Source organism: Microbacterium wangyouchuni (assembly GCF_051546305.1).
In the GTDB taxonomy this organism is placed as follows: domain Bacteria; phylum Actinomycetota; class Actinomycetes; order Actinomycetales; family Microbacteriaceae; genus Microbacterium.
On the sequence record NZ_JBPTMA010000004.1, the window covers coordinates 258,348 to 273,133 of the forward strand.

At 62.4% G+C, this 14,786-nt stretch carries 18 protein-coding genes; 5 read left to right on the forward strand and 13 right to left on the reverse strand.

All coding sequences use genetic code 11. The features are described from left to right. The first annotated feature begins 59 nt into the window (after window positions 1-59). Complete coding sequence (locus tag ACSS7Z_RS10380) at window positions 60-317, forward strand: DUF6458 family protein (protein ID WP_438254589.1); 258 nt, start codon at window positions 60-62, stop codon at window positions 315-317. On the opposite strand, the gene ACSS7Z_RS10385 is transcribed toward ACSS7Z_RS10380, so the two are convergent. From ACSS7Z_RS10385 to ACSS7Z_RS10440, 12 genes are all read right to left on the reverse strand, one after another. Beyond that, window positions 318-1,568, reverse strand: a complete 1,251-nt coding sequence (locus ACSS7Z_RS10385) for an MFS transporter (protein ID WP_438254860.1) — start codon at window positions 1,566-1,568, stop codon at window positions 318-320. 90 nt (window positions 1,569-1,658) lie between these two features. After that, a complete protein-coding gene (locus ACSS7Z_RS10390) occupies window positions 1,659-2,123 on the reverse strand; it encodes a CinA family protein (protein ID WP_438254590.1) in 465 nt (154 codons plus the stop codon). Between the two features lie 2 nt (window positions 2,124-2,125). Continuing rightward, complete coding sequence (locus ACSS7Z_RS10395; RefSeq protein ID WP_438254591.1) at window positions 2,126-2,611, reverse strand: hypothetical protein; 486 nt, start codon at window positions 2,609-2,611, stop codon at window positions 2,126-2,128. Window positions 2,612-2,694: 83 nt separating this feature from the next. Continuing rightward, window positions 2,695-3,138: an HIT family protein gene (locus tag ACSS7Z_RS10400; RefSeq protein ID WP_438254592.1), complete on the reverse strand. Its 444-nt coding sequence runs from the start codon at window positions 3,136-3,138 to the stop codon at window positions 2,695-2,697. Window positions 3,139-3,186: 48 nt separating this feature from the next. Continuing rightward, window positions 3,187-3,828 (reverse strand): ABC-2 transporter permease, encoded by a 642-nt coding sequence (locus ACSS7Z_RS10405; RefSeq protein WP_438254593.1) that lies wholly within the window; start codon window positions 3,826-3,828, stop codon window positions 3,187-3,189. Then, window positions 3,825-4,676, reverse strand: coding sequence for an ABC transporter ATP-binding protein (locus ACSS7Z_RS10410; RefSeq protein WP_438254595.1), 852 nt, complete (start codon window positions 4,674-4,676; stop codon window positions 3,825-3,827). Before ACSS7Z_RS10410 ends, ACSS7Z_RS10405 begins: the two co-directional genes overlap by 4 nt. Beyond that, window positions 4,669-5,046: a GntR family transcriptional regulator gene (locus ACSS7Z_RS10415; RefSeq protein ID WP_438254596.1), complete on the reverse strand. Its 378-nt coding sequence runs from the start codon at window positions 5,044-5,046 to the stop codon at window positions 4,669-4,671. The genes ACSS7Z_RS10410 and ACSS7Z_RS10415 overlap by 8 nt, the downstream gene beginning before the upstream one ends. A gap of 116 nt (window positions 5,047-5,162) precedes the next feature. Further along, the gene (locus ACSS7Z_RS10420; protein ID WP_438254597.1) at window positions 5,163-6,143 is read right to left on the reverse strand and encodes a hypothetical protein; all 981 of its coding nucleotides are present in this window, start codon (window positions 6,141-6,143) and stop codon (window positions 5,163-5,165) included. A gap of 87 nt (window positions 6,144-6,230) precedes the next feature. After that, window positions 6,231-7,124 (reverse strand): dihydrodipicolinate synthase family protein, encoded by an 894-nt coding sequence (locus ACSS7Z_RS10425; RefSeq protein WP_438254598.1) that lies wholly within the window; start codon window positions 7,122-7,124, stop codon window positions 6,231-6,233. 126 nt (window positions 7,125-7,250) lie between these two features. Next, window positions 7,251-7,745 (reverse strand): GrpB family protein, encoded by a 495-nt coding sequence (locus tag ACSS7Z_RS10430; RefSeq protein WP_438254599.1) that lies wholly within the window; start codon window positions 7,743-7,745, stop codon window positions 7,251-7,253. Window positions 7,746-7,749: 4 nt separating this feature from the next. Next, the gene (locus ACSS7Z_RS10435) at window positions 7,750-8,565 is read right to left on the reverse strand and encodes a class I SAM-dependent methyltransferase (protein WP_438254600.1); all 816 of its coding nucleotides are present in this window, start codon (window positions 8,563-8,565) and stop codon (window positions 7,750-7,752) included. Continuing rightward, complete coding sequence (locus ACSS7Z_RS10440) at window positions 8,552-10,909, reverse strand: ATP-binding cassette domain-containing protein (protein WP_438254602.1); 2,358 nt, start codon at window positions 10,907-10,909, stop codon at window positions 8,552-8,554. Before ACSS7Z_RS10440 ends, ACSS7Z_RS10435 begins: the two co-directional genes overlap by 14 nt. Window positions 10,910-11,078: 169 nt before the next feature. Here ACSS7Z_RS10440 and ACSS7Z_RS10445 point away from each other — a divergent pair, with 169 nt between their 5' ends. Continuing rightward, the gene (locus tag ACSS7Z_RS10445) at window positions 11,079-11,675 is read left to right on the forward strand and encodes an HdeD family acid-resistance protein (RefSeq protein ID WP_438254604.1); all 597 of its coding nucleotides are present in this window, start codon (window positions 11,079-11,081) and stop codon (window positions 11,673-11,675) included. Here the strand turns inward: ACSS7Z_RS10445 and ACSS7Z_RS10450 are convergent. Beyond that, on the reverse strand, window positions 11,665-12,429 hold the full coding sequence (locus ACSS7Z_RS10450; RefSeq protein ID WP_438254606.1) for an SDR family oxidoreductase: 765 nt from the start codon (window positions 12,427-12,429) through the stop codon (window positions 11,665-11,667). The two genes, ACSS7Z_RS10445 and ACSS7Z_RS10450, sit on opposite strands and share 11 nt — an antisense overlap. A 121-nt stretch (window positions 12,430-12,550) precedes the next feature. On the opposite strand from ACSS7Z_RS10450, the gene ACSS7Z_RS10455 reads away from it, so the two are divergent. Genes ACSS7Z_RS10455 through ACSS7Z_RS10465 form a run of 3 tightly spaced genes read left to right on the forward strand, consistent with a single transcriptional unit; the run spans window position 12,551 to window position 14,729 of the window. Next, entirely contained in the window at window positions 12,551-13,024 is a 474-nt protein-coding gene (locus ACSS7Z_RS10455) for an NfeD family protein (RefSeq protein WP_438254608.1), read from the forward strand. An 8-nt stretch (window positions 13,025-13,032) separates the two neighbouring features. Next, on the forward strand, window positions 13,033-13,962 hold the full coding sequence (locus ACSS7Z_RS10460) for an SPFH domain-containing protein (RefSeq protein WP_438254610.1): 930 nt from the start codon (window positions 13,033-13,035) through the stop codon (window positions 13,960-13,962). After that, window positions 13,959-14,729 carry a glycerophosphodiester phosphodiesterase family protein gene (locus ACSS7Z_RS10465; protein ID WP_438254611.1) on the forward strand — a complete coding sequence of 257 codons (771 nt, stop codon included), beginning with the start codon at window positions 13,959-13,961 and terminating at the stop codon, window positions 14,727-14,729. Before ACSS7Z_RS10460 ends, ACSS7Z_RS10465 begins: the two co-directional genes overlap by 4 nt. The last annotated feature ends 57 nt before the right edge of the window (window positions 14,730-14,786 follow it).

Consider the following 14,786-nt stretch of genomic DNA (forward strand, 5'->3'; position numbering starts at 1 on the left):
CATACTGGTGGTGGTGTTGACGCGATCGCGCTCGGCACCCTCGGCCGAAAGGTATGAATATGAGCATCGGAACTGGCGTCGTCCTCTTCGTGATCGGCGCAATTCTCACTTTCGCTATCAACATCCAGGTTGAGTGGGCGGACCTCGACTTGATCGGGTACATCCTGATGGGGGCAGGCGTCGTCGTGTTCATTGTGGGCTTGGTCCTGATGGCTCGACGCCGCAGGTCAGAAACCGTAACGCGCACGATTGCCCCCGCCGCGGGGGAGCAGGTCACGCGGAAGTCCACCCGCGCGGACGACCCTGGCGCGTACTGACTATCGAGTCCGGCGGGTCTTGGGTGCGATACCCATCCGCACGCGAGTCCGGCGCCGTTCAACAACTATGAAGGTTGCGCCAAGAAGCCAGACCGGTACCTGCGTGAGAAATGCCACGCGGAAGGCGCTCAGGGAGTAGGTCTCGGGGCTGCCTGCCCCTTGAAGGTCGAGTGCGAGTCCGATGAGGAACACTGCCAGCAGCGCCGCGATGAAGCCGCCGGCGTTCGTGAGGCCTGTTGCTGTGCTCAGCCGGTGTGACGGATTGTGTGTGCGGGCATGATCGAAAGCGATCATCGACGCAGGGCCGCCCGTTGCCAGAGCAACGGCCAATACATAAAGCAACCAGAGCGGCGCTGGCCCCGGCTGGGCGATTACCGCGATCCATGCCAGGAACTGGATGCTGACAGCGGGGAGGACCAACGCCAAGGAACGTTGGTTCGGCAAACGCTGGGAGAGGGTTCCGATCAGAGGTCCCAGCAACATTCCCGAAACGACATATATCGAGATGAGACCGGCTGCGGCGGTGTCCGACAGCCCTTCTCCGGCCGTCAGGAACGGCATACCCCAGAGCAACACGAACGCCGTTCCAGCGAACGGGGTCGTGAAGTGCGACCAGAATGCGAGTCGGGTGCCCGGGTGTGCCCAGGCGGCGCGGATGCCGACGCCCGTGTCGACTGTAGAGGTCACTACCCGCACAACACCGGTGTCGGTGTTCACTGAGACATCCGCGATCTGTTCCGGCGGGCGATTGCGGACGATGACGAAGACAAGAACTGCGAAAAGCATGCCCAGGCCCGCGATGCTCCCGAAGGTGATCGTCCAGGTTGTGGCATGCAAGAGCGCAGCCAGCGGGACCAGTGCGATCAGCTGACCGGCCTGCCCGATGATTCCGGTGAACTGCACCATGACTGGGCCGCGCTGGGCGGGGAACCATGTTGCCACGAGCCGGAGTACTGCAGGAAAGACGGCCGCATCACCCGCACCGAGAAGAATGCGAGCGAGGATCGCGATGCCGATGCTGGGGGAGAGGGCCATGACGAGTTGCCCCGCCGCCATAAGGACCATCCCTATCGTGATCATCGGCCGCGCACCGTACTTGTCCAGCAGCACACCAATGGGGATCTGCATCCCACCGTAGACAGCGAGCTGCACGACAGCGAACAGCGAGAGTGTCGACGCGTCGGCATGGAACCGGTTTGCGGCGTCAACTCCGACGGCGCCCAGTGAAGTGCGGTTCGCGACCGCCAGCATATAAGCGGCTACACCCACAGACCATATGAGCCATCCTCGCCAGCCGGGCGTGGAGTGCAGAGGCGTCGAGGAAACGGTCACCTGTCCACGCTACTGTGCGAGTCGCTCCACCCGTGCAACGAGCACCCGGAGGGCTGCTTCGACCGTGGCATCCAGGACTGCTGGGGGATCACCGGGCAACGCCAGACGCAGGTGCCCGACGGTCCCGCGCGCGGCCCAGCCAATGTATACCGTCCCCGGCTGGTGTCCGTCCTCGGGGTCCGGACCACCGACGCCGGTGGTGGATACGCAGACGTCCGCGTTGAGAACGGTAGCGGCACCGCGTGCCAGTTCCTCCGCGCACTGTGCAGAGCAGAGGTCGATGCCGGGCGTTACTCCGAGGAGTTTCTCCTTGACATCGCGGAGGTAAGCGACGATTCCACCGGCGAACCATTCGCCCGCTTTCTCGCCGGCACCTACCGTGTTGGCGAGTTGCCCCGAGGTGAGAGATTCTGCCACGGCAATTCGCAGTCCTGCGGTGCGCGCGGCTGCGCTGATGCGGGCGATGTCAGACATCTTCAAGCCCTCGTCACGGGTTGTGCGAACTGACGCTTCGTGCCGGCGCTGGTCGGCCCGAGCTTCAGCCCTTCCGGCATCGCAGTCTGCTCGTGGCGTACGCGCGGAATGATTCCCACTTGGAACTCGTCTTCGTAGATGAGTGGACCAGGATCGTTCGTCGTCACCACATCGTGAGGCACGCTGTGTGCGGTCAGGATCCGGCATAGAACGTCGATCCGTTCGGACATGGCTGCCGGGATCGGTGTCTTGAACCAGGTGACAGCCTCGATCGAGTTCCCGTCTTCGTAGAACGGGGGATTGGGCAAGTGCGTCTGGAACCAGTCGTCGATGTCGAAGTACTGATCTTCTTCATCGGGGCTGAGAACCGCGGCACGGCGCAGGTGATCAACGGCGACGAAGATGCCGACCTCGACACCGAGGCGACCGCGATAGCGAGCCTGTACGCGGACGTAGTCCTGATCAGTCGTCCGTGTTCCATCGTTCATGCGTCAATACTGCCTGACCTAGCGACTCTACTCAGCGTGCTTCCGCGCGCGCGGATGCCAGGGAAATGGAATGGACGGCGGTATTAGAGCGCGGCCGCCAGAACTTTGGCGTATTCGGCGAGTGCAGTAGGGCCGACAGGGATGCCTGGTTCGAACGGAAGTTCCATGCGGTCCTTACTTCTGTCGCGATAGCGCGGGATCACATGCAGGTGGAAGTGGAAGACTGTCTGCCAAGCTTCGATGCCGCAACAGTTGAGCAGATTGACCCCGTCAGCGCCGAGCTCGGATAGTACTTTCTTCGCGATGCGCTGGGCAGTCAGAATTGTGGCTGTGAGATCCTCGGCGGAGATATCCGTCAGGTCGGCACTATGTTTCTTCGGGACCACCAGCAAGTGGCCGTCCGACCCGGGATCAGTATCCATGAAGGCAAACGTTGTCGCATCCTCCATCACCACGGCGCACTGAACGCTTCCCGCAATGATTTCGCAAAATACGCACGGCACGGAGGAATCCGGTAGATCGTTCACACCGCCGATTCTAGATTGCTGCAGCCCAAGACGGGGGTTGCGCGCCCGTCACAGCTCCCGGGTGCGATAGAGCCGTGCGGAGATGATGACCGCGCAGATGATTCCGAGGATGCCGATCAACGCGCCGGCTCCGCAGATCGCCGCGACGGGGACTCGTTCGAAGGCCTGCTGAACTGGAACCAGTGCGCCTGTCGTCTGCAGAAGCCAGGCAATGCCCGCTACGGCGAACGCTGGGGTGTAAGCCATCAGCCGACCCCGCGTGTACCCGATACGGAAGAGAACCGGGAGCTGCAGCGCCATCGACAGCCCGACGAACGCCAGCGCGACGGTGTGGGCGATGAGAAGCAGTTTGGTCTCGATCTGCCCACCCCGCACTATCGCGCTGACGACGGTGACGGCTGTCGCCAACACTGCTGCCACGAGGTAGTAGGCGATGATCGACAGCGTGCGTCCGATCACAACGGTGCTGCGGGAAACCGGCAGCACTCCGTAGAGAGTGTCCAAGCGCCCCCGCTCATCGCCGAGGAACGGGGCCGACACCATCAATGAGGTGACCAGAGCGGCTGCGACGATCGCCATGCCGGGAACGGGAAGGAGCACGCCCACAACGACAACGAAGAGCAAGGTGAGGGCGGTCTGCGTGCGAGGGAACCAAGAGGACAGGTCCAGTCGGGTGAATGCGGCGATCATGCGGTGACCTCCCGCCGCTGAGACGCAAGGTGGATAACGATGTCGTCGATGCTTGCCGAATCGATGATCACCTCTTGGCCGAATGCCGCAGAGTCGGACAGGCGGATCAGCGCGGACCATTGCTCGCCCGCACGCTCCAGCCCGATGAGCGGGCCGGCGGGGGTGGTGCCGGAACCGCGAGCCATCGCGAACTCCTCAGCGGCGTCGAGGAGCGCACCCTGATAGGCGATCTGACCATCGACGAGGACGACGAGCTCGTCGGCGAGGCTGTCGAGATCTGTAGTGATGTGGGTCGAAAACAACACCGCGTGGGATGGGTCGAGCATGAACTCTCGGATGAGGTCCCCGATGATTCGGCGGCTGGCTGGATCGAGGCCGCTGGACGGCTCGTCGAGGATCAGTAACTCAGGAGACTGCGCGAGCGCCACGGCTAACGACAACTTCACGCCTTGCCCTCGCGACAGGTCACCTACGCGCTGACCCGACGACACCGAAAGCCGATCGAGCAACTCGCTGAACCGATCGCTGTTCCACCCTGGGTAGAACGGTGCGAGACGTCGCCCGAGTGAACTCACGCGCCACTCCGGGGCGGCGGTCGGCTGATCGAGGACGATGCCGGTGCGCGCGAGCGCGTGCGATGCGCCCGCAGGACGCCCGAAAACTTCTACCCCACCCGATTCGGGAATCAGCAGGCCGAGCAGGGCGCGAATGACCGTGGTCTTTCCAGCCCCGTTAGGGCCAACAAGGCCGACGACGGTGCCGCGAGAAAGTGTGAGTGAGACACCGTCGACCTCGAATGTGGGCCGTCGTACGTGCAGGTCCGTGATCTTCGCCACGTAATCAGTCATCTTTCCTCCAGATCTCATCGAGGTGGTTGTGGATGTCGGTCAGACTCAATCGGGCTTGTCGAGCGGCGATCACGACCTCGCGCAGCGCGTCATCAACCCGGACGCGTAGCGCCGCGGTTGCGATACCGGGCTCGACTTCCAAGACCACAAAGCCGCGACCATGCTCACTGTGCACGAGTCCCTCCGCAGCGAGGTCGTTGTAGGCGCGGGTAACGGTGATGACGCTCACACGGAGGTCTGCGGCGAGCTGCCGCAGTGACGGCAGAGTCTGTCCTGGCTGCACCTCACCCGAAAGGATCGATGAGCGCACCTGCCTCCTGATCTGCTCGTAGATCGGCGTAGCGGAGGCCGTCGACACCACAACGCGCATCGCACTCCCAACTGTTCATGTGATTAAGAACAGTAGATCACTTTTGGTGAGGATGCGAATTGCGATCCGCAGATCGCCGGGCACCGCTACGCGGCGTTAGCCGGCGAGCGCCCTCGTTATCCAGGCATTCCCGAGTACCCACTCGGCGTGACCCATACGTGAGCGGTCACGACCTTTCGTCCGCTTTCCTGCGCATTGCGCAGCGATGGGACGTTGTCGGGGTGGATGTGGCCCCACAGCAGATCGTTAGGGTTCGCAGGAACCTTCCTGCACAGCCGTTGCAGCGCAGCGATGCCTATCCGCTGTCCGCGATGTGCTGAGTCGATCACGATCTCCTGCATACAAAAACCAGTGAATCCGTAGGCATCTTCACGTGCCGCAGCGACGATACCCGCTGAGGTGCGGCCGACCAAGATGTCGAAGAGGAGGCCTTCTTCAGCAGCATCCGCTAGCGCGTCGACATCGGCTGGTGTAGCCCATTGATGGAGCTGAGGTCGCGACGGGGTGAGCTCTGCGTAGACAGCGGCGACACGTTGCGCTGCTCGTTCAGGGTCACACCTTTCGAGTGTGACATCGTCGTACCGCTGCGCGAGCGGCTGATCAAGCATCTCCACCACCGGTCGCGCGACGATCAGGAGATCCGATGTCGCGTGCCCAGCATCCACGGCAGTATCTGCAAGCGCCAAGAATCGTTCGTCAAGGGAAGGCAGATTCACACGGAAGCAGAGGGGTGAAAAATCATCGAAGTGCGGCAAAACTGCACTGAGCGCCGCGATCCCTTCTGGATTCGGCGCCAGAGATGTCGCAAGGACGTCCACGAAGGGCTTCTCGATGTCTTGCCCACGGAACCGAATGCCTACGATCGCCCAATGGCCATCCGCCAGCTCAACTCGCCTGTTCGCCCACGCCAGCGGATCCTGGATCGGAAGCTGAACCATGTCGCGGAACTGCCCGCCCCATTCGGCATCTCCCACGAGCGTGAGGCTTGGTTCCAACCACCCGGTCAGGTTCTCCCGCCACCTCGGCGACCATTCCTTGATCTGTGAAGAGGTCCATCTTGCAGCGGCTTCGATCGCGTCTACAGCAGGCGTTGTCATCGGGGGAGAGCCTATCAACGCCGTACAGCGATCCTCGCGCGGCCGGTCAGGGGAGGGGCCGTGTTTATGCACCTGTACGCACGCGCGTTAGTCGCGTAGCTGGAGCTCGGCGACGACCTTGATTACCTGAGCGCGGCTATTATCGCTGAGCCCGAGAACGGGCCGGGGGAGGCAGCCGGCGGCCACCAGGCCCAGATGTTCCGCAACTGCCGCTATAACGCGGAGACTGCCGTACTCGGCGAACAATGCCCAGAGCGGCTGCAGCCGTGCTGACGCTGCGCGTGCATCGGCGGCCTCTCCGATACGCGCTGCACGGGTGATCCGTTGCGCGAGGACGGGCAGCGTGCCGCCGATCGCGGAGTACCACGCGTCGCACCCGGCGTTCAGTCCCATCGCGGCCGAGGCATCTCCGGACACCCCGATGGTCACGGTTTCCGGGATGTGGTCGCGAATGCCGGAAACCCGCAATGCTGCGGCCGCAGAATCGTGGGGAACGCCAGGGATTTTGATGGATGCTACGTGGGGGAGCGCGGCCACACTGGCGTATAGGTCCTCAGAGAATCTCACGTGCGTGGTGCCGGGGTTGTCGTACACAACCAGCGGCACCGATAGGTCCGCGCTGACGTCGTCGAAGAGTGCGAACACCTCATCGTCCCCGAGGCTCTGATACGTGACCGGGGCCAACAAGACCGCGGACGCACCTGCCTCTTGGGCGTCGTCAGCAAGGCGCTGGACGAGGGAAGTGCGCAGAGCACCGATGCCAACCATGACGGGAACGCCCTCAGCGAGTTGTACCGTTGCTCGGGCGACCCGCGCGCGCTCATCACGGCTCAGATACATGTACGAGCCGGTAGAGCCCAACGCCGTGATCGAGTCCACTTCAGCAGCTACCAGCCGGCGAATCAGGCCCGCATAGGCCGCCTCGTCGAAGGTGTCATCACGAAATGGGGTGAGCGGGAATGCGCTGAGACCGGTGAACATGCTTTCCCTCCCAAAGAACCGCGTGCCAACGATCGTACTTTGCTGCGTACGCGGGGCTCGGTCAGGAGAGGAGAGCATTGCGAGTCTCGCAACAGACGATGTCGCTTTTACCTGACATAATGTGCATTATCGGCGTTCATTCGCGGGTCCAACTTCATTCAGAAGGTCGCTCACCACAGACGCTTTTCTGGCCGTGTAGTCACCCCAGTTGTTCGTTGCTGCAGCCGCAGCACGCTTGACCGCCAGATAACGTCGTCGTGCGGCCGGATCTCGACGCAGAAGGTCACGGAAAGCCAGGCGTCTACGCCATTGCTCACCGAGAAAAACGACGACATGAATGATCGCTGATCGATCTTGCCGATCCGGTGAACTCAACCACGCGTGCTCGCTGCGTTCACCTTCGAGATCAAAACCTGACGCGCTCAGCACGTTCGCGGCCTCCGAGACGGCCGCAGCGTGCACGCCGACGAGCACATCGACCACATCTTTGGACTCGAATCCCGCAACCGCCGTTGACCCGATGTGCCTGATCTCTGCGTCAGGCAGGACATCAGCGATGCGAGCAGCGATCGCCGTGTAACGTGCGGCCCACTCCCCATTACGTGCGTACACCAACTGCACGCGATCACCCATGCACGCGTCCGACGGCGAGTAGATGGCCGCTGAAGTCGCGGATGCCGGGCATCGCTGACGCGACAGACGCCAGGTGTGCCGCGGCCGCCCGTGTCTCGGGGTCGGTGTCAGCTGACAGCTGTTCTAGAAGCATCCCGGCGGGCCCTTCGACTCCATGAACAGTGACGTCCACGAATCCGGCGGTTGCGATTTCTTGTGCCAGCCCTTCGGCCGTGTGGAAGTGTCCAGCCGGAAACCGCATCCGCGGCGACGGCCGGCCATCCTGCAGCAATGCGATCCATTCGTCGGAATCCCCCGATTCCCGTTCGCGCGTAAGAAACACCTGCCCAAACGCGATATACCGCGAAATTGCACCAGCGAAAACGCTACCGCCCGGGCGCGTGACGCGCATTGCTTCCTGCAGCGCAAGCGCTCGATCCGCAGCATCAGCCAGATGGTACAGCGGGCCGAGCATGAGCGTGGCGTCGAACGATTCATCGGGGAAGGGCAGCTCGCGAGCATCAGCAATCGATGCCGTTACACCCGCGGTCTGCGCTGCTGTGACGTGCTGGGGAACGGGATCGACAAGCGTCACGGCATGACCGGCTGCTTGTAGAGCGACGGCGTGTGCGCCCGCTCCCCCGCCGATATCAAGAATTCGCGCATCAGGGTGAACGGTCGCCGCGATCAGCGCCTGTGTTCGTTGAAATTCCAGCGGCCCCTGAGCGGAGCGCGTCGAAAGGCGGGCGTTCTCGTCAAAAATGCCACCATAGTAAGCCTGGATCCGAGCGTCTATCTCGGATTGTTTCGGGCCGTCACTCACCGACATAAGCCGCGAGGTGCTCGCCGGTCAGGGTCGATTTCTGGGCGACCAGATCTGCTGGTGTGCCCTCGAAAACGATCGTTCCCCCCTCGTGGCCCGCGCCGGGGCCGACATCGATGAGCCAGTCAGCATGTGCCATGACTGCCTGGTGATGTTCGATCACGATCACAGTCTTTCCAGCATCCACCAGACGATCGAGGACTCCAAGAATCGTGTCGACATCCGCGAGATGCAGACCGGTGGTCGGTTCGTCAAGCACGTAAACGTCACCGTCCTCCGCCATCTGAATGGCAAGCCGCACGCGTTGTCGTTCACCGCCGGACAACGTTGACAGCGGCTGGCCGAGCGACAGATACCCGAGGCCGACATCGTTGAGTCGCTGCAGAATCTTTACTGCGGCCGGAATCTTCGCCTCCCCCTCCGCAAAAAATCCCAACGCTTCCGAGACCGGCAGATCCAGCACTTCGGTGATGTCTTTACCCGCGAGCTTGTACTCGAGCACGCCAGCCTGGAACCGCTTGCCCCCGCAGTCCTCACACGGCGTCTCGATCGTGTCCATGAACCCGAGCTCGGTGATGATCACACCCGCACCTTTACATGAGGGACAAGCGCCCTCCGAGTTAGCACTGAAGAGCGCGGGTTTGACACCGTTCGCCTTTGCGAAAGCCTTACGAATCGGCTCCAGCATTCCCGTGTAGGTGGCCGGGTTGCTGCGCCTGGATCCCTTGATCGAACTCTGATCGATAGCCACGACGCCGTCACGCTTCGAGACCGAACCGTGAATGAGCGAGCTCTTGCCGGAACCGGCCACCCCGGTGATCACCGTGAGCACGCCAGTGGGAATGTCAACGTCGACATTCTGCAGGTTGTTCGTCGACGCGCCGCGCACCTCGATCTTCCCGTTACCGGTGCGGACCGCATCCTTCAACGTAGATCGATCATCCAGATGGTGTCCGGTCAATGTGCCGCTGGCACGCAGCCCTTCGACGGTGCCCTCGAAACAGATTTCACCGCCGTGGTTGCCAGCACCCGGCCCGAGATCGACGACATGATCGCCGATCGCGATCGTCTCGGGTTTGTGCTCGACGACCAAGACTGTGTTGCCCTTGTCTCGTAGCTGCAACAACAGGGAGTTCATTCGCTGGATGTCATGCGGATGCAACCCGATTGTCGGCTCGTCGAATACATACGTCACATCGGTGAGCGACGAACCGAGATGACGTAGCAGCTTGATCCGCTGGGCCTCTCCCCCGGACAACGTCCCGGACGGACGATCCAGACTGAGGTAGCCGAGCCCGAGCGTCACGAACGAGTTGAGATTCGCGCGCAGCGCGTCCAGCAGCGGCCCTGCCCCGCGCAGTTCGAGTCCATTCACCCATGCGGCGAGGTCGGTCACTTGCATGCGGCAGGCGTCCGCGATGCTGATGCCGGCGATCTTCGACGACCGCGCACCTTCGGTGAGACGAGTTCCATCGCACTCGGGACATGTCGCGAAGGATGCCACACGCTCGACGAACGTACGAATATGGGGCTGTAACGCATCGAGGTCTTTCGACAGCATCGACTTTGTGATCTTCGGAATCAGCCCCTCATAGGTCATGTTGATGCCACTGACCTTGACCTTGGTGACTTCGCCGTAGAGAAAGAGATGCCGCTGCTTCTCCGTGAAGTCTTCGATGGCCTTGTTGGCGGGGTAGAAACCCGACTGGGAGAATGCCTTCACCATCCATCCATCAGCCGTGTAGCCGGGCACCATAATCGCGCCTTCATCTAGCGACTTCGACTCGTCCACGACCTGGGCGAGGTCGATGTCGGAGACCGCTCCCCTGCCCTCGCACCGCGGACACATGCCACCGAGATATATCGTGTCTTTGACGATCTTCTTCTCACCGCCGGGCCCGATCATCACCCCGCTCGCTTTCTGGGTGGGAATGTTGAACGAGAATGCCGTCGGGCCGCCGATGTACGGATCCCCGAGCTTTGAGAAGAGGATCCGCAGCATCGCGTTGGCATCCGTGACCGTGCCCACCGTGGAGCGCGGGTTCGCGCCAAGCCGCTCCTGATCCACGATGATCGCCGTCGTCAATCCTTCAAGCACGTCAACATCCGGGCGCGGCACCGACGGCATGAAGCCCTGGACGAACGCGCTGTAGGTCTCGTCGATCATGCGGCGGGACTCTGCCGCGATCGTGTCGAAGACCAGCGAGCTCTTCCCTGAGCCCGATACTCCGGTGAAGACAGTGAGGCGCCGCTTCGGTATGTCGACGCTGACATCTTTGAGATTGTTCTCTCTGGCGCCCTGAACTCGGATCAGATCATGAGCGTCGGCGACGTGGACGGATTCGGACATCAGCTTCCTTCCGGAGAGGTTCAAGCGGCTTGGTTGAGCGCAGCAAGATGTCGACACCATGATCGCAGCCTCGGCATCCTTTGATCCTGCCACGGGGTGCTGACATAGCCGATGGCTGAGCGCTACGCTGAGCACATCATGCACGACCTCGATCGAAGGACTCCCTCTCATGTCTGAAGCCACTGCCGACGTCAGCTCATTGTTCAAGTCGATCCGTGTCACGCTGGCGGTTTCCGGCATCGTCGCCCTGATCGCCGGAATCGTGCTTCTCGTGTGGCCGCTCAAGACCGCGATGATCGTGACCGCGATCATCGCGTCGTACCTGATCATCGCCGGGCTGGTCTACATCGGACTCGGCATCTTCTCGGGCAAGAAGGGCGGCTGGGTTCGGGTCGGCCACATCCTGCTCGGTCTCCTCTATATCGTCGCGGGCATCATGGCCTATGTGAACCTGCAGGCGGCAACCGTCACCCTCGCCCTCGTCACCGCCATCTTCCTCGGTGTCAGCTGGATCGTCGACGGCATCGTCTCGCTCAGCCTGCTGAACCGGGACGGGTCGAAGGCGTGGACGATCATCTACGCGATTCTGAGCATCGCTGCTGGCGTGATCGTCATCTTCTCGCCGCTCCTTGCCGCCGTTGCACTGTGGTGGGTGCTCGGAATCACCTTGGTGGTCCTCGGCATTCTGCAGATCGTACGAGCGATCACGCTCGGCCGCGGTCAGACTCCCGACGCTGCAGCATTCGAGTCCAGCGTCACTGCGTGACGAAGCCGCTCGTGTCGCCCACGAGGCGCGTGTTGTCCGCCGGCACCGGCTCGACAGCGGCACGAGCAACTTCGGCAGCAAACTCGGAGACGTTGTAAAGCTTCCCCGCCGACTCCCGGCGACCAGCGATGGCGCCCGGGTTGGCGCGCTCGAGCAGCGTGGCCGTGATCGTTCCCTCGATCATGTCTCCGGACACGATCGTGAAGCCGATTCCCTTCTCCTCAAGAGCAGGGATCAGTTCGCGCAGCGCATCCTCGCCGGCACGCTTCGACAGCGCGACCTGCTCGTACTCGGGCATGGTCGGCGTCGTGCGGATGAAGTGCGCCTGATGGCTTGTTACGAAAACGACGCGTGAACCCTCCCCCATCAGCGGCAGTGCAGTGTTCAGAACGCTGAGCTGCGCATCCCTGTTGAGCGAGAGCGCATAGTCCTCGGCCATTCCTGCTTCCATACCGCCGGAGGCGTTCAGCACCAGAATATCCAGGCGACCGTATTCTGCCTTAATCTGGTCAATCATGGTACTGACGGATGCCGGATCCGTAAGATCCGCGCCGACAACAAGTGCACGGCCACCCAGTTCACGCAGCTGCGCGGCCAGCTTCTCAGCGCGCGGTGCCTTGTTGCGGAAGTTGATGACGACGTCCGCGCCTGCTTCGGCGAAATAGCGAACAGTGTCCGCGCCGATGCCGCGCGAAGAACCGGTCACGAGCGCAACCTTGTCGGTGAGTGAACCTGAAGGCAGAACGTCGGTCACGGTGGCTCCTTATAAGACGGGGAATGCCGCGAAACACGCGGCCACACCACTTTAGCAATGCGCTCTCGGACTACCGGTCTACGTGCACGGTGCGTGGTAAGTTGACGACAAAGGAGGGCGCATGAACGACGCTTCCGTATTCATCGAACTGGTCACCGAATGGTCGTGGATTGGTTGGCTGGTGCTGATCGCTGTCTTCCTGGTGATCGAAATGCTGACCCTCGACTTCACCTTCCTGATGCTCGGACTGGGCAGCGCCGTCGGCCTGGTCACCGGTCTGGTCGGGTTGCCGCTGTGGGCGCAGTTGATCGTGGCCGCCGCGGCCGCCGCATTGCTCATTCTCTTCATCCGTCCGCCATTGGTTCACCGCCTGCACCGCGGGGAAGACCCGACGAAATCCAATGTCGAGGCTCTGATCGGTCTGCGCGGCACCGCTCTGTCTGACATCACTCAGATCTCCGGCCAGGCGAAAATCAGCAACGGCGACACCTGGACCGCGCGTGCCGCAACGAGAGCCACCATTCCTCAGGGCGCACCGATCATGATCAGCTCGATCAACGGTGCCACCGCCATCGTCCAACCTGTCAACGACTAGGAGACCTCGTGAACGACTCCTCGTTCATCCCCACCGCCATCGGGTGGATCCTCGCGATCGCCGTCATCATCTTCGTGGTGGTCACGGTTGCGCGCTCGGTACGCATCATCCCGCAGGCGACTGCCGGTGTTGTGGAGCGTCTCGGCCGATACCACAAGACCCTTACTCCGGGACTGAACATCCTCGTCCCCTTCATCGACCGGTTGCGTCCGCTGATCGACATGCGTGAGCAGGTCGTTTCGTTTCCCCCGCAGCCCGTGATCACCGAGGACAACCTTGTGGTGTCGATCGACACCGTCGTCTACTTCCAAGTGACCGACGCCCGCGCCGCCACGTACGAGATCGCGAACTACCTGGGCGCTGTCGAGCAGCTCACCACCACGACTCTTCGTAATGTCGTGGGTGGCCTGAATCTGGAAGAGGCCCTCACCAGTCGCGACAACATCAACGGCCAGTTGCGCGTTGTCCTCGACGAGGCGACGGGCAAGTGGGGCATCCGCGTCGGACGCGTCGAGCTCAAGGCTATCGACCCGCCGCTGTCGATCCAGGATTCTATGGAGAAGCAGATGCGCGCGGAGCGAGACCGGCGCGCGGCTATCCTGACCGCCGAAGGAACGAAGCAGTCGGCCATCCTGGAAGCGGAGGGTGCTCGCCAGGCCGAGATCCTCCGCGCCGAGGGCGACAAGCAGGCGGCCGTTCTCCGCGCCCAGGGCGAGGCAGAGGCGATCCAGAACGTGTTCGCCTCGATCCACCAGGGCGCCCCCGATGACAAGCTGCTCGCCTACCAGTACCTGCAGATGCTGCCGAAGATCGCAAACAGCGAATCCAGCAAGTTGTGGATCATCCCCAGCGAGCTCACCGAAGCGCTGAAGGGCCTGGGCAGCGCGTTCACGCCACGTCCGGATGCGCCCCCAGCATCGGGTACACCCCGGGCGTGACCCACCCCTTCTTCGCCGGTACCCGGCGACCCAGAGTCCTCGCCCACCGCGGGCTCACTCTTGCGACGGATGGGGACTCTGACGCCTGGGAGAATACGGCGGCCGCGTTCGCCCGTGCGCATGCGGCCGGAGTCGAATACATCGAGACGGACTGTCGTGTGACGGCCGACGGCGATGTCGTGCTGTTTCATGACGAGACATTGACGCGTCTGCTCGGTGATGACCGACTCATCCAAGACGTGCGCACCGCGGAGCTGGTCGAACTGCTCGCGCCGCACGGCGGGCTGCTCACCGTTCGGGAAATGCTTGAGATGTTTCCTGAGACACGATTCAACATCGATGTGAAGACGGATGCCGCCGTTGCTCCGCTCGGGGCGATCGTTGCGCCGCACGCGCAACGCGTGCTCCTGACGAGCTTCTCGGATGCCCGTCGGGTCAGTGTGGTCGAAGCAGTGATGGCCGCCGGAGCGAAGCTGCGGCCCGCCACCTCGGCCGGCCGATCGAGCATGATCCGAGTGCGTGCCCTCAGCGTCCTCCGACTCTCCTCCACGAGGTTCTTCCGTGACATCGATGCCCTGCAGATTCCCGAGCGCCACGGCCGGTTGCAGGTGCTGACACCGGCTCTTTTGAGGGCCGCGCATCGCCATAATGTTGAGGTCCACGTGTGGACGATCAATGACACCGAAGCGATGCAACGGCTCATTGCCGGAGGTGTGGATGGCATTGTGACGGACCGGGCAGATTTGGCGCTCAGCACCCTTTTCTGACCCGGAAACTCGCGGGACTGAGATTCGTCTGTGAATACCGCCGAGAAGGCGCGGACG